16 protein-coding genes are annotated in these 19556 nt (G+C 56.2%); 12 read left to right on the plus strand and 4 right to left on the minus strand.

Going from position 1 to position 19556, the window contains the following annotated elements; translation table 11 throughout:
* Nucleotide 1 precedes the first annotated feature (1 nt).
* Nucleotides 2–1237, minus strand: a complete 1236-nt coding sequence (locus B071_RS0100420; RefSeq protein WP_018525124.1) for a 2-hydroxyacyl-CoA dehydratase subunit D — start codon at nt 1235–1237, stop codon at nt 2–4.
* A 2-nt stretch (nt 1238–1239) separates the two neighbouring features.
* Nucleotides 1240–2037 (minus strand): acyl-CoA dehydratase activase, encoded by a 798-nt coding sequence (locus B071_RS0100425; protein WP_281109783.1) that lies wholly within the window; start codon nt 2035–2037, stop codon nt 1240–1242.
* 254 nt (nt 2038–2291) lie between these two features.
* On the opposite strand from B071_RS0100425, the gene B071_RS0100430 reads away from it, so the two are divergent.
* Both B071_RS0100430 and B071_RS0100435 read left to right on the plus strand, forming a co-directional pair.
* Nucleotides 2292–3506 (plus strand): CaiB/BaiF CoA transferase family protein, encoded by a 1215-nt coding sequence (locus B071_RS0100430; RefSeq protein WP_018525126.1) that lies wholly within the window; start codon nt 2292–2294, stop codon nt 3504–3506.
* Nucleotides 3507–4219: 713 nt separating this feature from the next.
* Nucleotides 4220–5461 carry a methyl-accepting chemotaxis protein gene (locus B071_RS0100435; protein ID WP_438829514.1) on the plus strand — a complete coding sequence of 414 codons (1242 nt, stop codon included), beginning with the start codon at nt 4220–4222 and terminating at the stop codon, nt 5459–5461.
* Nucleotides 5462–5466: 5 nt separating this feature from the next.
* On the opposite strand, the gene pflA is transcribed toward B071_RS0100435, so the two are convergent.
* Complete coding sequence (pflA, locus tag B071_RS15005) at nt 5467–6279, minus strand: pyruvate formate-lyase-activating protein (RefSeq protein WP_018525128.1); 813 nt, start codon at nt 6277–6279, stop codon at nt 5467–5469.
* Nucleotides 6279–8555, minus strand: a complete 2277-nt coding sequence (pflB, locus tag B071_RS0100445) for a formate C-acetyltransferase (RefSeq protein WP_018525129.1) — start codon at nt 8553–8555, stop codon at nt 6279–6281. The genes pflA and pflB overlap by 1 nt, the downstream gene beginning before the upstream one ends.
* 253 nt (nt 8556–8808) lie before the next feature.
* On the opposite strand from pflB, the gene B071_RS0100450 reads away from it, so the two are divergent.
* From B071_RS0100450 to B071_RS15015, 10 genes are all read left to right on the plus strand, one after another.
* Nucleotides 8809–9945, plus strand: a complete 1137-nt coding sequence (locus tag B071_RS0100450) for an acyl-CoA dehydrogenase family protein (RefSeq protein ID WP_018525130.1) — start codon at nt 8809–8811, stop codon at nt 9943–9945.
* A gap of 17 nt (nt 9946–9962) precedes the next feature.
* Nucleotides 9963–10763: an electron transfer flavoprotein subunit beta gene (etfB, locus tag B071_RS0100455; protein WP_018525131.1), complete on the plus strand. Its 801-nt coding sequence runs from the start codon at nt 9963–9965 to the stop codon at nt 10761–10763.
* 16 nt (nt 10764–10779) lie between these two features.
* On the plus strand, nt 10780–11958 hold the full coding sequence (locus B071_RS0100460; RefSeq protein ID WP_026244863.1) for an electron transfer flavoprotein subunit alpha: 1179 nt from the start codon (nt 10780–10782) through the stop codon (nt 11956–11958).
* Nucleotides 11959–12218: 260 nt separating this feature from the next.
* The gene (locus tag B071_RS0100465; protein WP_018525133.1) at nt 12219–13829 is read left to right on the plus strand and encodes an AMP-binding protein; all 1611 of its coding nucleotides are present in this window, start codon (nt 12219–12221) and stop codon (nt 13827–13829) included.
* Nucleotides 13826–14584, plus strand: coding sequence for a YczE/YyaS/YitT family protein (locus B071_RS0100470; protein WP_018525134.1), 759 nt, complete (start codon nt 13826–13828; stop codon nt 14582–14584). The genes B071_RS0100465 and B071_RS0100470 overlap by 4 nt, the downstream gene beginning before the upstream one ends.
* On the plus strand, nt 14538–15302 hold the full coding sequence (locus B071_RS0100475) for a FadR/GntR family transcriptional regulator (RefSeq protein WP_083914223.1): 765 nt from the start codon (nt 14538–14540) through the stop codon (nt 15300–15302). The genes B071_RS0100470 and B071_RS0100475 overlap by 47 nt, the downstream gene beginning before the upstream one ends.
* Nucleotides 15303–15555: 253 nt before the next feature.
* Nucleotides 15556–16659, plus strand: a complete 1104-nt coding sequence (locus tag B071_RS0100485; protein ID WP_018525137.1) for a BMP family lipoprotein — start codon at nt 15556–15558, stop codon at nt 16657–16659.
* Between the two features lie 311 nt (nt 16660–16970).
* Nucleotides 16971–17987 (plus strand): LacI family DNA-binding transcriptional regulator, encoded by a 1017-nt coding sequence (locus tag B071_RS18050; protein ID WP_018525138.1) that lies wholly within the window; start codon nt 16971–16973, stop codon nt 17985–17987.
* A 45-nt stretch (nt 17988–18032) separates the two neighbouring features.
* Nucleotides 18033–18662, plus strand: coding sequence for a YgjV family protein (locus B071_RS0100495; RefSeq protein ID WP_018525139.1), 630 nt, complete (start codon nt 18033–18035; stop codon nt 18660–18662).
* A gap of 1 nt (nt 18663) precedes the next feature.
* Nucleotides 18664–19512 carry a purine-nucleoside phosphorylase gene (locus B071_RS15015; RefSeq protein ID WP_215730260.1) on the plus strand — a complete coding sequence of 283 codons (849 nt, stop codon included), beginning with the start codon at nt 18664–18666 and terminating at the stop codon, nt 19510–19512.
* Nucleotides 19513–19556 lie beyond the last annotated feature (44 nt).

Below are 19556 nucleotides of genomic sequence, written 5' to 3' on the forward strand. Positions count from 1 at the left end.
GTCATTCCCCCTTCTTCCGTGCTTCCATGAGTTCTGCGAGCCCCTGAACGCGGGTCTCGTACTGAGCTGCCGAGAAGTTTCTGGGATCTGCCTGGTCTCCGTCGAAGGAGACCACCGGAATGTCGCAGCTTTCGCCTATCTGCTTGCTCATTTCCTGCATGAAACCACTCCAGAGTTTGCAGGAGCGGTTGGTATGGACCAGAAGCCCCTCGGCTCCGGTCTTTCTGACAATCCCGATGCGGGTGTCCCTGGCTTTTTCAAGGTTTACCGCGTTTGGTACCGAGCAATACCCCCGGATCAGTCCATCCAGATCCTGATACACCTGGCCAAAGGCGTCTGCGTAGATCGTGGCCACCATGTTCATTCCCCTGTTTTTCAGCGCAGAAAAAGTGGTTCGCAGGTGGGGCCAGCAGGCGATTCCCTCAAACATGAAACGGTGTTTTTCTTCAGCCCGAAAGGTGCTGGTTCCCTTTTCAACGGCTTCTTTATATTCCTTTACCAGCGTTTCAAAGGCCTCGGCGGCCTCCACGGTTCCCCGTGCGCAGACAGCAACGGCCATGTGGTTCAGGAGGTCGAAGCCGCTCAGGGGGCTTGGCTTGTAGCGGGTATAGCCAGTTGCTTCCAGCCAAGCCCTGGAGCTCCGGTTGGATATATCCATGACTTCCCTGAAACGGTCCTCGCTCCAGGTAGTTCCGGTGATCCTCTCGAGCTGGCTGATGGCATCCATGAACTGGGCTTTGACGTAGGCGATCTGGTCCGGACCTGGCTCATAACCGGTATTGAAGGGGATATCGATGAGGATGAGTGGGATATCCAGGTCTTCTGCAAGATTTTCGTACCATTTTATCATGCAGTTACAGATGTTGTTGCAGCAGAGCAGAAAGTCGGGCAGAGGCATGTTCTGTTCGGGCACATCCTTCACCCTGGTGTAGGCCAGACTGATTCGGGCGTAGGCACAGATATCGTTTGAATATCCCTCGCTCTCGGCGATCTCGCAGAGCTTCTGTCCTGCGCCACGGGCAGCGATTGCCGCCGCCTGGTTCTCCGGATAGCAGACCTTGACTCCCAGGGTCTGGAAGATCTCCTGGGGAAAGTTGCTGGCGCACCATCCGATTTTCTCTCCCCGGGCCTTTGCTTCGTGAACTTCCCGATAGTGTTTCTCGATAATTGCCCCGAGTTTGAATCGTGCCGAATCGGGATCGGGTGGTGCGGGTTTTTTCCTGACTTCTTCTGCCATGTTCAATTCTCCTTGTTATATGTTTGGTAACCGTACAGGGCTGCGCCGAGGCCGCCAAAAAACTGGGCCAGGGGAGAGAAGAGAATTTCGACTCCCAGATATCGGGACAGAGCGCCGCGGACTCCCTCATTCAGGGCAACTCCGCCGCTCATTGCCAGGGGAGGGGTCACTCCCACACGTTTGGCGAGAGAGCCTGTCCGGGTGGCAACGGACTCGCATATTCCCGCAACCAGATCCTTCCGGTTCACTCCCTGCGCCAGGTGCGATATAACCTCCGATTCTGCAAACACAGTGCAGGTGCTGGAGATGGGGCAGATCGACTCGGCCAAAGCTGCTTCTCCTGCCAGATCACCGGCGCGAAGCTGGAGTATTCCGGCCATAACGTCCAGAAAACGGCCCGTTCCTGCGGCACATTTGTCGTTCATTTGAAAGTTGCTCATTCGACCCGCTCCATCCAGGGAGATCACTTTTGCGTCCTGCCCTCCGATATCGATGAGCGTTCGAATTCCCGGGAAGATGAAATGAGCTCCCAGCGCGTGGCAGGTCAGCTCGCTCACCCGGTAATGGGCTTCGGGGTACAGGGTTCGTCCGTACCCCGTTGAGACGGTGACACCGATCTGCCCCTCGTCCAGATCACTCGCTCTCAGGAGTTCCTTCACCACTTCCTCGGGGCCATCTGTTCCAATCCCGGCATTCCTGAGGGCCGTGGCGACGATCCGGTTTCCATCGGCAAGAAGGGCCCCCTTCGACGTGGTCGATCCAATATCTATTCCCAGGCTGTACATTCCTTCGTCCTTCACCAAATTGGGGGTGTCCAGGCTCTCTCGGGAAAGATCCCGTTGAACGAGCTGGTCAATTTTGATAACCTAGTTAACTGGTAAGACCGAGTATAGTCGTGGTATAGTGGGGTGTCAATAATTAATTATCAATACACCGGGATTCATGAGAGGAGATCCGGAAGGAGGAGGGTCACGGGCAGAGAGAAGGGGAGAAATGTCTGTTAAAAAGGTAAAAAAATATATATAAACGAATATCACATGAAGGGAGAATAGCAATGGAACGAGTTCTGGAAGGACTGAGGGTTGTCAGTTTCGGGTTGGTTATATCGGCGCCGAGTGCTGCCCGGATGCTCTGCGATCTGGGGGCTGAGGTTATAAAGATAGAGCCCCATCAGGGTGACACCATGCGGATGATCAGGCCGGTGAAGAAAGATAGCCGGGGAAAGCTCCAAAGCGGAATTTTCACTGCCCTGAACTGCGGAGAGAAGTCTCTGGCCCTGGATCTCAGGACGGAAGAGGGACAGGAGATCGCCCGGAAACTCATTCTGGAGTGGGCCGATGTGGTGATTGCGAATTTCAAGCCCGGCACACTGGCGAAGTTCGGGATCGACTACGAAACCATCAAAAATCTGAAGCCCGGGATTATCTACGGAGAAGTTTCCGGCTATGGTCAGAAAGGCCCCTGGGCACAGAGGGGGGCTTACGATATCTGCGTCCAGTCAGAGTGTGGCATTGCCGCGCAAAACGGGCCCTGGGGAGAGAAACCTCACCGCGTGGGGTTTTCGGTTCTGGACTACCTTTCAGGACGGGATCTGGTCATAGGGGTCCTGGGAGCGCTTCATTATCGGGAAAAAACCGGTCGGGGGCAGCACGTGGACATCAGTCTCTATAACAGCGGAGTTACGGTGCTGGAGGATGCTATCCCGGGGTACGATATGGAGGGAGTGATCGCAGGAACGGTAGGGAGTCGACACCCTTCAGCGAGTCCTCATAACCTGTACAAGACCAGGGATGGCTACATTAACATCATCGCCATAAACAATTTCCTCTGGAAAAAGCTGGTCACGATTATGGGGCGGCCTGATCTGGAGAAGGCCGAGGGTCTCTCCACGGGTCTCGAACGGCTTGAAAACATGGACAGGATCGATGAAATAATCGAGGAGTGGACATCCCGCCATACCACCGATGAGATCGCAGGGATGATGGATGCTGCAGGATTGCCCCGGGGAAAACTCTGCACCGTGAAGGATGTCATTGAGTCAGAGCAGACCCGGTTCTGGAACATGGCTCCCCGAATAGAGCAGCCCTTTCTGGGAGAGGTCCGAATCAACAATTGTCCCATCAAATATTCGGAAGCTGAAACCGATATCAAGGGGCCTGCGCCTATGTTGGGAGAGCATAACCGGGATGTTGTCTGTGACGTCCTGGGGTACGCTCCCGAGGCCTTCGATCAGATGAAGTCCAGAGGTGTCTTTGCAGACGATCTCTAATGTGATGTATTATTATTCCGTAATATCAAGGGCCGCCCGGCGCGGCCCCTTTATCAGAAAGCGGGATATCATAACCGATGAGAGAGAGTAAAAAAAAGTCTGGCTGTGCGGGGGTCCGTGGATTAGTGGTTGCGGGTTTTCTTTTGCCGCCACCGATATGGTTGCTCCTGCGCTTTGCCTCGGGGCTTCTTGATCCAGCCACGGCTTTCGCCATGGTTCGACATCCCGTGACGCCCCTGATAAGTCTTGGCTGTTTCATCATGGCTTTTCTGGCGGTGGACCGTGTTCGGCAACGGATCGATCGTTCCCGAGGCAGCGATGATCCGGCATCTTGCATGGCCGTGATACGGGATCTCCGGGGAGTGCTTCTCCGCTTCGTTGCCCCAAGCGCGGTGAACATTGTTGCAGGGCCCGTTTTTCTCACCCGGATTTTTTTCCCCCATGATCCTCAGCTTCTTGCGAGTGGGGTTTTGGTGGGGACCGGTTTGATCGCTTTGGTCATTTTGCCCCTGGGTATTGCCATAAGCAACCGGCTCGAGCGCTCGGCAGACTGGTTTCCTGTTACCGCCCGGGGACGAACAATCAGCATTGGGTGGAAAACGGCGATCGTCTCGCTGGCTCCTGCTTTGGTTGGTGCCTTGCTCGTGGTCGGGTTCAATCTGGACCTGGGAGTTGCCCAGGCACGCGGATTGGTAGATGCGGGGTTCCGTCCCATGCTCTTCAGAAATACCGTGCCTGTTCTATTTCTTGCTTTCGGAACGATCATTACGTCTTTCCAGTTTTATACAACAATCCTCCGACCCCTGAGCTCTCTCCTGGGCGCTATCAATGCAGCGGCCACAGGGGATCTCACGGTGCGGTTGCAGCCCGGTCTTCGCGACGAAATTGGTGTTNCCCTGGAAGCATTCAATCACATGGCCACTTCTCTGAATTCCAGTCTTGGAGAAATCCGNTCAATTGTGGCACGGGTGGAGGAGTCCAGTGGCATACTACNCTCCAGCGTTCGAGCCATGGTAGAGGCCGTTGAGCAGGTTGTTGCCCACACCGCATCGACCAGGCAGCAGATGGAGACTCAGGTGGAGAGCGTAGACCAGACATCGTCGTCGATCGAGGAAATTGTCTCCAGTGTGAAGAGCCTGGATCAAGCCATTGAATCCCAGGCATCGGGTGTAACAGAATCCAGCGCGGCCATCGAAGAGATGATCTCCAGCGTTGAATCCCTGCGCAGATCGAATAACAGGGCCGAAACTGCCGTTCATGAACTGGTCCAGGTTGCTCAAGGTGGGAAAAGATCGCTCGATTCTGCTTTGGAAGAGATTCACCTTCTGAGTGATAACTCGGCAAATCTGCAGCAGGCAAACAAGCTGATCGCAGAGATATCGGCCAGAACAAACTTGTTGGCCATGAACGCAGCAATTGAGGCTGCCCACGCCGGAGAGGCGGGTTTGGGCTTTACGGTTGTGGCTCAGGAGATCAGAAAACTGGCCGAGGCTGCAGCAGATCAGTCCAAGGCGATTGCCCGCAATTTGAAGCGGGAGATAGATATCGTAGGATCCGTGGTAGAAACGACCCGAGCAACGGCGGGGAGTTTTTCGGCTATTCTTGAGAACGTGGGGTCCGTAAGCGAGATTGTGGGTGAGATAAAACGAGGGATGGATGAACAGAGTTCAGCGGGAACCCAGATTCGCTCCGCCCTGGTTGATATTAACACCATCACGCAGCGTGTCCACCAGGGCTCCCGCGAGATGACCGATGGATCATCGCACATCCTCTCTGCTGCCACGTCCTTGTCTGGGATCAGCGAAGAAGTTCGGGAGGCCATGATCCGGATTGATGAGGGGGTCGCGGTGATGCGCAGGGCCATCACCGAGATCGACTCCCGGACACAGGCTACGCAGGAACATCTGCAGGATGTGGTTCGGGATATCGAAGCCTACACGCTCCAGAAACTGTAGTTCTCTCAGGAGGATTCAACGTGCGGCCCCTCGGAATAATGAACGGGAAGGTTCCTGTCATGAAACGCCGAGGCTACGTCCCGCATCTCCTTCTGTGAGGGGGGGCGAAGATTCCCCAAGGGGTACGTCTCGCCCAGGGCCTCCCACTTGTGTTTCCCCAGCTCGTGGTACGGGAGAAGCTCTACCCGCTGGACCCCCTTGAGCCGGGACACGAAGGCTGCGAGGCTCTGCACATCAGCCGGCCGGGTGGTGTGCCCGGGGACTACAACGTGCCGTATCCACAGGGGTTTTCCCAGACGGGAAAGGGTCTCGGCAAAGGCCCTGATCTTCTTGAAAGAGACACCTGTAAGTTCCTCGTGAGCCCTGTCATCGCCGTGCTTCAAGTCGAGGATAACCAGATCGGTGAGGTCCAGAACCTCCCTGATCAGGGGGGTGACCGTTACNTATCCGGAGGTATCCAGGGCAGTGGAAAGATTCATGGTGCGCACCAGGGCGAAGAGTTCTTTTACCGGGCCGGCCTGAAGCAGGGGCTCTCCACCCGTGGCAGTGACGCCGCCACCGGAGGGGCGCAGGAATCCTGCATAGCGCTCGATATCGAGGGCCAGGTCGGTGACCCTTGTAACCGTTCCACCCCTTTGATCCCAGGTATCGCGATTGTGGCAGTAGGCGCACCGCAGGGGGCATCCCTGCAGGAAGACAACGTAGCGGATCCCGGGTCCGTCGAGGGTGCCGAAGGTTTCCACGGAATGGATTCGAATCGTCTGGCCTGTTTCGGGGGTTGCCCCGGAGAGGCCTCCCCCGATTATTGTTCCCCTCATCAGATCCGCGCGTGGAAGGTCCGGTTGATCACATCGAGCTGCTGCTCCCTGGTCAGTTTGACAAAGTTCACGGCGTACCCCGATACCCTGATCGTCAGCTGTGGATAGCGCTCGGGGTGTTCCATGGCATCACGAAGCATCTCCCGGTCCAGGACGTTCACGTTGATGTGATGTCCCCCCTCGGTGGCGTAACCGTCCAGGAGCGCACAGAGATTGCTCACCCTGGTGGTATGATCTGCGCCCAGGGACTGGGGTTCGATGGAGAAGGTATAGGAGATCCCGTCCTGGGAAAACTCGTAGGGGAGCTTTGCCACAGAACTGAGTGAGGCCAGCGCACCCTGGGTATCCCTGCCGTGCATGGGATTTGCTCCTGGTGCAAAGGGCTCCCCCGCCTTTCTTCCGTCGGGGGTGTTGCCGGTTTTCTTTCCGTACACCACATTCGACGTGATGGTGAGAACTGAAAGGGTAGGATCGGCACTGCGGTAGGTGCGGTTTTTCTTCAGTTTTTTCATGAACCGCTCGACCAGATCCACGGCAATGTCGTCCACTTCCGGGTTATTGTTTCCGAACTTCGGCCAGGTTCCCGCATTTGGCCCCTCAATGGCGAAGTCTACCACCATGCCTGTTTCGTCGCGGATGGTGCGCACCTTGCTGTACTTGATCGCAGAGAGTGAATCGGCACAGACTGAGAGACCAGCGATACCGCAAGCCATAGTGCGGTATACATCCCTGTCGTGGAGGGCCATCTGGATTCGCTCGTAACTGTACTTGTCGTGCATGCAATGAATAACATTCAGGGTGTTGATATAGAGGTTTGCAATCCAGTCGAGGAAAAAATCAAACTTTTCCATTACCTCGTCATACTCGAGGTATTCTCCGAGGATCGGCTCAAAACGGGGGCCTACCTGGATGCCCGTGGTCTCATCGCGCCCTCCGTTAATCGCGTAGAGCAAAGCCTTGGCCAGATTACAGCGAGCTCCAAAAAACTGCATCTGCTTTCCCAGACGCATGGCCGAAACGCAGCAGGCTATCCCGTAATCATCGCCCCAGTAGGGTCGCATGAGATCATCGTTCTCGTACTGAATCGAGCTGGTGTCAACCGAGACCTTCGCGCTATACCGCTTGAAATGCTCCGGCAGGCTTCGGGACCAGAGTACCGTGAGGTTCGGTTCCGGGGCGGCTCCCAGGTTATAGAGGGTATGAAGAAAACGATAGGATGTTCGTGTTACAAGGGTTCTGCCGTCGGTTCCCATTCCCCCCAGGACCTCTGTGACCCAGGTGGGGTCTCCGGAAAAGAGCTCGTTGTACTCGGGGGTGCGCAGAAACCGCACCAGCCGCAGTTTCATGACAAAATGGTCGATCAGCTCCTGGGCTTCCGGTTCGGACAGTTCTCCCCGGGAAATATCCCGGTCGATGTAGATATCCAGAAAGGTAGCAACCCTGCCCAGGCTCATGGCTGCTCCGTTCTGCTCCTTCACCGCAGCCAGATAGGCGAAGTAGAGCCACTGAATCGCCTCCCGGGCGGTTGAGGCGGGACGGGAAATGTCAAAGCCGTAGCTTTCTGCCATGACAAGGAGTTCTCCCAAGGCAGCAATCTGTTCCGAGAGTTCTTCCCGAAGCCGGATTGCTTCCTCTTCCAGAGAACCGATCTCGACGGAGCTCTTTTGCTCCTCCTTGTCCCGGATGAGTTGATCGACCCCGTAGAGGGCAACTCTTCGGTAATCTCCGATGATTCGCCCGCGACCGTAGGCATCGGGAAGGCCCGTAATGATTCCGGCGCTCCGGGCAGCCCGCATCTCCGGCGTATAGGCATCGAAGACCCCGTCGTTATGAGTTTTTCGATACCGTGTAAAGATGTCCCATACCCGGGGTTCCAGATCATGACCGTAGGCCTTGCAGGCATTCTTCACAACCTTGATCCCGCCGTTGGGAATGATAGCTCTGCGGAGGGGTGCGTCTGTCTGAAGTCCCAGGATTTTTTCGAGTTTCCGATTGATATATCCGGGACCGTGGGAATCGATGGTGGAGATTGTTGAGGAATCTACATCAAGNGTTCCTCCGGCAGCCTGCTCTTTTTTGAGAAGCTCCAGAACCTCTTCCCAGAGTTTGTTTGTCGCCTCCGTAGGGCCCGCAAGAAAGGTCTCGTCGCCCTCGTAGGGCGTATAGTTCTGTTGTATGAAGTCCCTCACATCGATGTGATCGATCCAGCGGCCCGATCTGAAACCTGTCCATTCTGCCGGAGCAGTCTTTGTTCTTGTGACGTCTGTGTGCATCATGGAGTCCTCTCATTCTGATGTGTCGTGNGGTCTTACCACCTGACTGAATAGTACAGATCTTCCTGTATAAAGTAAACCGGATATATCAGGAATTGGTCCTCGAGGCCCGGATAGCCTCCGGGGAGAGGTGAAAGAGGGCAATGTTTAAAATATCGATACAGAGGGCACGAATATGGGTAAAAAACGGTTTACTTAGTATACTAGGTGTGGTAGGTTTGTCTGGTAAAATCTTCTGGATTGAGGAGCCGATGCAATGATCTTTGCAGAAAAGTATGAGTTGATACGCAAGCTGGCCCGGGAGTTCGCCCAGAAAGAATTCTCTTCCGAGATTCTTGATGAGGTTGAAGAGACCTCGGTCTTTCCTCCGGAGTTGCTGAAAAAAATGGGTGATGCCGGTTTTTACGGGATCAAGGTCCCGGTCGAGCTGGGCGGGCAGGGAGGCGATACTCTGGCTTACGCGATCGTCATGGAGGAGATTGCCCGGGTGAGTCCTGTGGCGAGTCTCTATGTCTCCAGCCCGAACAGCCTTTCCGGTGGGCCCCTGTTACTCTCGGGGAACGACGAGCAGAAGGAGGCGTATCTCAAACCTGTTGTTCGGGGGGAGAAGATGCTCTGTTTTGGCCTCACCGAGCCGGGGGCTGGATCAGATGCGGGAAGCATGACCACCTCGGCCCAGCGAGAGGGAGATTACTACATTCTCAACGGCCGAAAAACCTTTATTACCATGGCCCCCCTGTCTGATTACGCGATCATCTACGCCAAAACCGATCCCTCCAGGGGCAGTAAGGGAATCTCTGCTTTTATTGTCGATATGAACCTCCCCGGCCTCTCCTGCGGCAAGCCCGAAAACAAGATGGGGCTCAAGGGATGCGCGACGAGCGATATCATTCTGGAAAATGTCAGGGTTCACAAGAGGGACCTTCTGGGTGAGGAAGGCAAAGGCTTTATTAACGCCATGAAAACCCTGGACGTGGGCCGGATCGGGGTGGCCGCTCAATCTGTCGGAGTAGGCCAGGCTTGTCTGGACGAGGCGATAAAATACGCAAAAGAGCGAAAGCAGTTCAGGAAGCGCATAGCCGATTTTCAGGGAATCTCTTTCATGCTGGCCGATATGGCCACAAAACTGGCTGCAGCGAGGGAGCTGGTCTATAACGCGGCAGTCCTGAAAGATCAAAACAGGGACGCCAGTATGGCCGCCAGCATGGCCAAATACTACGCCTCGGAGGTATGCAACGAGATCGCCGGGAAGGCCCTGCAGATCCACGGGGGGTACGGGTTTATCAAGGATTATCGTGTGGAACGGCTCTATCGTGACTGCAGGGTTTTTACAATCTACGAGGGGACGAGTCAGATACAGCAGTTGGTGATTTCGAATCAGTTGCTGAAATGAGTAAAGAGGATAAAGCGATGCATATCATTGTCTGCGTTAAACAGGTACCGGATACCAACGAAGTTCGTATTGATCCCGTAAAGGGTACGCTCATCCGGGACGGGGTGCCCAGCATACTGAATCCCGACGATGCCAATGCCCTGGAAGGAGCCCTGGCTATAAAGGATTCGGTGGAAGGCACGCGAGTGAGCGTTGTCTCCATGGGGCCTCCCCAGGCAACGGCGATGCTGCGGGAGTGCCTGGCCATGGGGGCCGATGCGGCCTATCTGCTTTCGAGCAGGGTTTTTGGGGGAGCTGATACATACGCCACATCGACAACGCTCGCAGCGGGGATCAGGAAGATAGAAGAGGTTTCGGGAAGAGCTGATCTTGTCTTTGCCGGCCGTCAGGCTATCGATGGCGATACTGCCCAGGTAGGTCCCCAGGTTGCGATGCGGCTGGACCTTCCTGTAGTGAGCTATGTCCAGAATATTCGGGAACTGAAACCTTCGTCGGTTATCGTAGAACGACAGCTCGAAGATGGGTTTGAGGTTGTGGAAGTCCAGTCGCCCTGTGTTCTGACTATGGTCAAGGAGTTGAACCAGCCTCGATACATGACAGTACGCGGAATTGTGGACGCCTGTAGCCAGGAAATAGTGATCTGGGATGATCTGGCTGTCGAGGTGAGTCCCGATCAATGCGGGCTCAAGGCCAGCCCGACCCAGGTATTTCGCTCGTTTACTCCGCCACCAAAAGATCCCGGCGAGATTCTCCAGGGCAATCCCGGCGAGGTGGCCTCTTTATTGATTAACCGGCTCAGGAAGACCCACGCGCTTTAGGAGGGAGAGATACACTATGGCTATTACGATAATTAATGAGAAGTGTCGCGGCTGTCGGCTCTGTGTAAAGGGGTGTCCCTTCGACGCAATTGTCATGGAAGGAAAACTCGCTGTGATCGAGTCGGGGTGTACCAATTGCGGCGCCTGTCTTGATCTGTGTCCGTTCGAAGCGATCATCCGGGAGGAAGAAAAAAACGGATGCATCGATATAGCCGATTACAGCGGGGTTTGGGTCTTTGCTGAACAGCGGGGAGGTGTCCTGCAGCCGGTAGTGTTCGAACTGCTCGGAGAGGGCAGGAAGCTCGCCGACCAGATCGGCTGCAGCCTCTCGGCCATCCTCTGCGGAGAGGACGTAGCAGCTCTGACCAGCGATCTCTTCGAGCACGGGGCCGATTGTGTCTACGTCGCTGATGCTCCGGAACTGGCAAACTACACCAGTGATGGGTACAGCAAGGTGATTGTTCAGGCTATTGAGCAATACAAGCCNGAGATTGTTCTCCTTGGGGCGAGCCACATCGGTCGTGATCTTGGACCCTGTCTGGCGGTGAAATGCAACACCGGGCTCACGGCAGATTGTACAAAGCTCGAGATCGATCCCGAGGACAAGAAGATTAAACAGACCCGGCCCGCCTTCGGCGGAAATCTCATGGCTACGATCGTGTGTCCCAACCATCGGCCCCAGATGTCGACGGTACGCCCCGGGGTCATGGACAAGCCCGAGGTCCAGAAGGGGCGTCGCGGAGAAATTATCCATCTCCAGGTGGAATTTTCGCCTGCCGACATCAGGATGCAGGTGCTCGAGGTAATCAAGAGTCTGGAAGAAAAGGTTTCACTCACCGATGCCGAGATCATTGTGGCTGGCGGTATGGGACTCGGGAAGGCCGAGGGATTTGATCTCCTCAAGGATCTGGCAGAAAAGATGGGCGGGATCGTTGCATCCAGTAGAGCCCCCGTTGATGCCGGGTGGATCGACCACAGCCGGCAGGTCGGCCAGACCGGCACAACGGTGAAGCCGAGAATCTATTTTGCCTGTGGCATTTCAGGAGCAATCCANCACATTGCCGGAATGCAGGGATCGGAGTATATCGTGGCCATCAACAAGAACGAAACATCTCCCATCTTTGAGGTTGCCGACTACGGGATCGTGGGCGATCTCTATCAGGTGATCCCCGAGCTGATCAATGCCCTGAATTGACAGCCCGAGCCGAAGGAAGGGCCTGAACAGANACAGGTAAAGATTCAGGCCTGGAGAGACAGGAACCGTGGTGCATCGCTGAAGGGCCATCGGGAGAGNTCCGCCGGGAGAGATCCCGGGGAGGTCTTCCCGATGGTCTGGCCCGGTCCTGAAAAGGGAGCCGTGTCGAAAAACACCGGAGACACCGGACCTGTCGCAGAAACTGTCAGACCGGTTATTCACGCGAGACATTCAAACGAGCTGTCAAGGGAGAAGGACCTATGATTCCCCTGGAAGATATCAACCTCGGCGAGTTTATCTCCCGAGCAACCCGAAGGTACTCCTCGCTCTGCGCTGTTCACTGCGATGGGCGCTACTGGAGCTACGCCGATCTGGGAGAACGCAGCGACCGGATAGCATCGGGTCTGCTNGCCCGGGGGGTTCGGCCGGGAGATCATGTGGGCATCCTGGCGGAGGACCAGCCCGATACACTTTTTTTCTTTTGCGCTGTCATGAAGGTCGGGGCCGTGGCGGTCATGCTCTGCACCAGCCTTCAGGCGAAAGAGCTGGAAGACCTGCTGCGCCTTTCTGACGTGAACTATCTTGCTCTTGGCGAGGGATACAAAGACGTAGATTTCCTCTCCCTCTTTGAGGATCTCGGACCACTTCCCTCTCTGTCCCATGTGTTCTATCTGGGGAAAAAANCCTGCAGGATTCCCTCTCTGGTCAGTCTGGNCAGCCTTATCCAGGCTGGCCAGGAGNANCTGTTGNAAGATGGAGCGGTGGGGGACCGGGGCCGGGTCGATCCCCGGAGTACAGCCTCGATTCTCTTTACCTCGGGAACATCTTCCAGGCCCAAGGCTGTGATGTCGAGCCATTTTTCCCGGGTAAACAACGCGATCCAGCAGGCCTCGGATATGGGGTTGACCTGGGGCGACAGGATTTGTGTTGCCCTGCCCATGTTTCACTGCTTCAGCCTCTCGGTGAANATTCTGGCGGCTTTTTCCGTGGGGGCCTCCCTCCATTTCCCCTCGGGAAGACGGACCCTCGCCATTCTTGAAANGCTTCAGAAAAACCGGTGTACCGTTCTCAATGCAGTGCCGACTCTCTTTCACGCCCTGATCTCGCGCCAGGACTTTCATGAGTTTGATCTTTCAGCGTTGCGTCTCGGTCTGATAGGGGGGGCGCTCTACAGCCCCGAGCTTTTCATGGAGATTGAAGAACAGATGGGCATGACTCTCCTGTCCAGCCTTGGTCAGACCGAGTGCACCGCCGGCCTNACGATCTGCAGACCCGATGAGCCTCGGGACGTGCGTGCTACCACGGTGGGGAAGTTTATGGACCACCTGGAGGGAAGGGTAATAGATCCTGCCACGGGCCTGGATAGGGATCGGGGAGAGTCCGGAGAGATTCTGGTCCGGGGGTATCTGGCTATGCAAGGGTACTACAAACAGCCCGAGGAAACGCAGGCGGTTCTCGACCCGGAGGGGTGGGTTCATACCGGTGACTGCGGCTATCTGGACGACCAGGGCTATCTTCATCTCACGGGGCGCCTGAAGGATCTGATAATACGGGGAGGGGAGAACATCAGTCCCGCAGAACTGGAATGGGTGATCGGGCAGGACCATCGCGTGGCCGACGTCAGGATTATTGGAGTACCCGATGACCACTACGGCGAGGAACTCGCTGCGTGTCTTGTCCTTCGGGAGGGCCAGAGTCTGGATGCTGATGAGTTGCGAGGGCTTGTTCGCTCGCAGCTGGCTTCCTTCAAGGTGCCCCGCTTCGTCTTCTACTTTGATGAATTTCCCAAGACTCCCGTAGGGAAAATCCGCACCGGTGAGCTGAGGCGTCGTGTTCTGGCTCAACTTCTCTCAACAGCAGGTACAACATGAATAAATGGTATCGATTTGGCCTCAGGGTTGCGATCTACGCGCTGGGGCTGCTTTCTCTGGCTTTTTCCGTGGTTTTCAGTATCAACTCCCGCTTGGGTGTCTCACCGGTGAACTCCTTCCCCTACGTTGTTCACCGCATCATTCTCTCGCGGTTTCCCGAGTCGACCTTGACGCTCGGGGCGGGGGTAACTGCGTTCTTCTGTTTCTACATTCTCCTGCAGATTTTGATACTTCGCAGGGAGTTCAATCCCCTGAATCTCTTCCAGATACTCTTCAGTACGCTCTTCGGGTATTTCGTCAATTTTGCCCGTCTCGTGGTGGGGGATTTCTCCCTTCCCGGTTATGCAGGTCAGCTCTGTATGCTGGGTATCAGTATCTTTCTGATCGGACTGGGGCTGGCGCTCTATCTGAATGTGCGTCTGGTGCCCATGCCCGCCGAGGGATTTCTGGGGGCGATCGTTTCCAGATCCCGGGGAAGGCTCGAGTTGCATCGCCTGAAGGTTCTCGTCGATTGCCTTGTTGTCGGAACGGGTGCTATACTGTCCTTCGTATATATTGGTGATGTTCACGGTATACGCGAAGGAACCGTCATAACCGCAATTATGGCCGGCAAGGCCCTCGGATGGATTCAGAAGCCCCTTCTGCCCTGGTTCCAGAGACTATGTTCATCGCCAGTATCACAGAAACCCTCAGAGGATCCGGGAGTGTATGTTGGAACCGAAGAACAATTTGCTGGGCAGCCTGCTCGACCTTAAACCCGTTGAAACCAAGCGGGCCAGCGAGGTGATCTACGATCAGATAAAAGAGATGATCACCTCGGGGCGCCTCAAACCGGGAGACCGGCTGCCTTCGGAACGGGCCATGATGGAGATGCTGCAACGCAGCCGCCCCACCATCAGGGAGGCCCTGCGGATGCTCGAGAGAACCGGTCTGATTCGTACCGTGGCGGGCTCAAACGGGGCGATCGTTCAAAAGCCGAACACGCGTTCTGTGGAGCAGGCGCTGGAGACAGCGCTTCAGACTCAGGCGCTTTCCATTTCCGAGATTTGGGAATATCGTCATCTCAACGAGACGGCGATCGTGGAGTGGGCAGCAGACCGCCGGACCGCCAGGGATCTGGAAGCGCTGGATTCGATCCTGGGGCAGGCCCGGGAATCGCTGGAGGATCCCGAGGCGTTTATAAAGTACGACCCGCTCTTTCACGCGGCTCTGGCCAGGGCATCGAAGAACACCGTGGCGTATCTGTTGTCGCAGATTCTGGCCAGTTCCATGGTAACGCTACTGGACCAGCGCATGGCGGAACTCGACATGAAAACCCAGCAGGCCATGTGCCGAAAGGTGCTGGCCATGCACGAAGATATTGTGGCTGCCCTGAGGGCCCGGGACAAAGAGTCCGCACGGAGGGCCATGGAAGCGCATATTGAAGCGTTCCATGAAGACCTGAAGCCGGGAAGCGCCTTCGTCTACGACTAGAATTTAACCGCTCCGGGTCTTCCGGAGCGGTGCTGCCGGGAGCTCATCCCGGACTCCTCTCCTGACAACGGAACCGGTAAACTCCCTGTCTCTGGTATCTGCTTCATGGGTCTGTCCCGCCCCAGGTGACTCCTCGTAAGGAAAGAGAAAAAAAACTTGACAGCTCCGAAAAACCGTCATAGCCTTCAAGAAAAGCTTTGCGAAAAGGTTTTCTTGCACGAGAGGCCTCTTCGTGATCCCAAAGGAGTAGAAAATGAAGAGATTCGGAATGGGTTCTTTTCGGGTGATGGCAGCGGTTGCTCTCCTGGCAGCCGCCGTTGCACTCGTTGGCTGCGGAGGGTCCGGCTCGGACGAAGGCGAAGGCGCTCTCCGCGTTGGAATGGTGACCGATGCGGGCACGATCGATGACCGATCCTTTAACCAGGGAACCTGGGAGGGGATTGTACGAGCCACGGACGAGTTTAATCTTACCCGGCGTTATCTTATGCCATCGGGAACCACCGAGGCCGACTACATTCGGGAGATAACGAATCTTCGGGACGCCGGATTTCCCCTGATCATCACACCGGGGTTCAAGTTCGAGACGGCGGTCTACCAGATGCAGGCTCGCTATCCCGAGGTAAACTTTGTTCTCATCGATGGCGTTCCGAATAATGGTGTCTTTGGTGATGGCCGTTCGGAAAAGGTGGCTCCCAACACGGTGTCGATCTTTTTTGCAGAGCACGAGGCCGGATTTCTGGCAGCCGTGGCTTCGGCGGTAGAGATCGGCGAGGGCGCCTTCGGCTTCATCGGAGGTATGGAGATCCCCCCCGTTCAGCGGTTTAACTGGGGATTCCAGCAGGGAATCGCCTACGCCAACGAACACCTGGGCACTTCGATTTCCCTGAATCCCCGGGATGTCCTGTATCAGGGGTCCTTCGATAACGTCGCCGCCGGACAACAGATCGCCGCCCAGATGTTCGATCGGGGAATCGATGCGATTTTCTGCGCAGCCGGTGGTGTCGGGGTCGGGGCTATCAACGAGGCTAAGGCCCGCGCTGCCGACGGTGCCTGGATCATCGGAGTTGATTCTGACCAGTACGAGCAAGGCGTATACGCTGATGGAAAATCGGTGATTCTCACCTCGGCCATGAAGGGTGTCGATGTGGCTGCCTACGATATGATCGCAGCCCAGCTGGAGGGAACCTTCCCCGGAGGAGAGACTCTCATGTTCGATGCGGCTTCCAACGGTGTGGGAATCCCCGAGGTGAATCCCAACCTCAGCGAGAGGACGGAAGAGAAAGTGGCCCAGGTGTTGGCCAGGATTCAGAGCGGTGAGATTGTGGTATCTGCTCAGCAGGGAGATCTGATTCGATAAGATCTTTCCCGGTTCTGTCCCGGGCTGGTATCAGCCGGGGCAGAACGGACCGCGCCGCCGGGGGCCTGTGAAGAACCCTCAGGGGGACGGACAGCGGGCGAGGTAAAGATTGGCCCGGGGACACAGGACCGGATGGGGCAGAGGCCCCGGAGGGGCAACAGTCCTGGGGAACAAAGAACCCCGCCGGACCGCATAACACGAATATGGGAAAAAATAGTTTTCTGCGGGAACTCTCTTCCCGGGTATAATCACAGGTATGCTTCAGGGATACAGGGACCCGATCACCGGGCCATTAGAAGAGTGAGGGCGTCATGAACATCAAGGAGCTGGCCAGACGCGCCGGTGTATCGATCTCCACAATCTCCCGGGTCATCAATAATTCTGCCTACGTAAGCCCCGAGATACGGGAGCGGGTGGAGGCGATTATTGCCGAGACGGGGTATCGGCCCAACTCGCTGGCCAAGGATCTCCTGCGGAACAAGACTGATACCATCGGCGTGCTTCTCCCCCGAATTGATCTGCCCACCTTTGCAGCCATGTTCGAGGGAGTCACGGACGTACTGAACCAGAACGGATACAATATCCTTCTGGCGAATACCCGGGACCAGCACGACGATGAGCTCAAGTATTTTCAGCTGTTCTACGAGAAACGGGTCGACGGGGTGATCTATTTTGCCACGGGCATCACCGAGGAGCACGTCCGGTTGGTGAAGCAGATTCGCATGCCCCTGGTTGTCCTGGGTCATTCCGGCGAGGCCTTCTCCTGTTCAGCCGTGAGGCTCGAGAACTTTGGTGCCGCCAAGGCGATGGTCCAGCATCTTCTTGAGCTGGGCCACCGGCGTATCGGGTGTATCGCTGTTCCCGACCACGACGTGGATATTAGTACCCACCGCAAGCAGGGCTATCGGTCTGCTCTGGAAGAGGCGGGTATCGACTTCGACGAACGGCTCGTTTCGATCGGTGACTTCGAGTATCCCTGGGGGGAACGGGGAGCCGCTGCCCTGATGTCGCTTCCCGACACGGCCGATCGTCCCACGGCGATCTTCTGCATCACCGACCGACTTGCTGTTGCCGCCTCGGGGTGGCTTCAACGGAGCGGGTACCGGGTACCCCAAGACGTCTCCGTGGCCTGCATCGACGACCCCGTGCTGCTCTCCTATACCCAACCCCGGGTGACCACCATGAGTTTTGATTATCACCGGGCCGGGGCTACGGCGGGGCAGATGCTCATAAATAGAATAAATGGAACACAGGCGGAGCCGAGGGAAACCTTTATGCCCTTTTCTTTCCGCCTGCGAGATAGTACGGGGCCCTGTCCGTCGGGATAGAGAATATCTCGGAGAATACGGGGAAACCGGGAAAGGAAGAATATAGTGTATCTTGGACTGCCTGCAATTGAATGGTTCGGTTATCTTGCGTCGATTCTGGTAGCGCTCTCGCTTACCATGAGCTCTATCGTGCGTCTCCGGTGGGTGAACCTCACGGGTTCTGCGCTCTTTGCAACCTACGGGTTTATCATCGGGTCTTTTCCTGTGGCGCTGTTGAACCTGTTTATCGCGCTCACGAATATTTTTTATCTGGCAAAAATGCATCGGGAGCGGGACGATTTCAAGATTATTCAGCTTTCCGGATCTGATCAGTACGTGGCGTGTTTCCTCGAGACGCATCGGGACGAGATTACAGAGCTCTTTCCCCTGTTTCAGGATCAGGAGCTACCCCGCCTCGACGTGTTCTACCTGGTAAAGAACGCCGTCCCGATCGGGATACTGGCAGGTCACAGGGTCGATGAGGAGACCTTCTGCATCGACCTGGATTTTGTCCGTCCCGCCTACCGCGATTTCAAGATGGGGCGCTTTGTGTACGATCCGGAAGGATTTTTCCGAACCAAGGGGATTGGCCGCCTTCACGCGCCGGTGTGCGGGAGCAGGCACGATCGATATCTCGAGCGGATGGGCTTCTCGCGAAGGGGCGATATCTACGAAAAACAGTTGGGAGGGCGTTAGCATGCAGGGTATGTACGAGCAGCTGGGGGAAACCCGCGAATGGATCCAGGCACAGACGGACCTGGTTCCTTCGGTGGGGGTGGTTCTGGGTTCCGGTCTGGGAGGGCTCGTCGGGCATCTTCAGGTGGAGCGGGAGATATCCTACCAGGATATTCCGCACTTTCCCGTATCTACCGTGGCAGGTCACGCTGGCAAGCTGGTTTTCGGATCCCTGGGGTCAACCAGGATCGTGGCTATGCAGGGGCGTCTTCACTACTACGAGGGGCACCCCATGCGCTCTCTGGCCTATCCCATCGCTCTTATGAAGATGCTGGGGGTGAAAACGCTCGTGGTAAGTAACGCAGCGGGGGGGATGAACCCCGCTTTTGAGCCGGGGGATCTCATGGTGATCACCGATCATATCAACCTGTTCGGTGATAATCCTCTGATCGGGCTGAACGATGAGCGTCTGGGGCCCCGGTTCCCCGATATGACCGAGGTTTATTCCCGGGGGTTGATCGATCTGGCAGAGGATCGCGCCCGCGCTCTGGGGGTCTCCCTCAAACGGGGTGTGTACGTGGGGCTCTCGGGCCCGGCCTACGAGACGGCTGCAGAAATAAGGTATATGCAGTCTATCGGGGGAGACGCCGTGGGTATGTCCACCGTTCCCGAGGCGATGACCGCACGGTATCTGGGACTCGATGTGCTGGGAATTTCCTGCATTACCAATATGTCTACCGGCCTTGCCACGGAAAAACATTCTCACCAGGAGGTGCTGAAAACCGCCCAGGCAGCGGCGGAGCGGTTCTGCAAACTCGTGGCGAACGTTGTACGAGCCTTGGGAGATGAACAAGATGGCACATCCTTCTGAAGCTGCCGCGAGGAATCACGTGGCGGGAACCGATCAGGTGGCAG

It is taken from the genome of Alkalispirochaeta alkalica DSM 8900 (assembly GCF_000373545.1).
Lineage (GTDB): Bacteria > Spirochaetota > Spirochaetia > DSM-27196 > Alkalispirochaetaceae > Alkalispirochaeta > Alkalispirochaeta alkalica.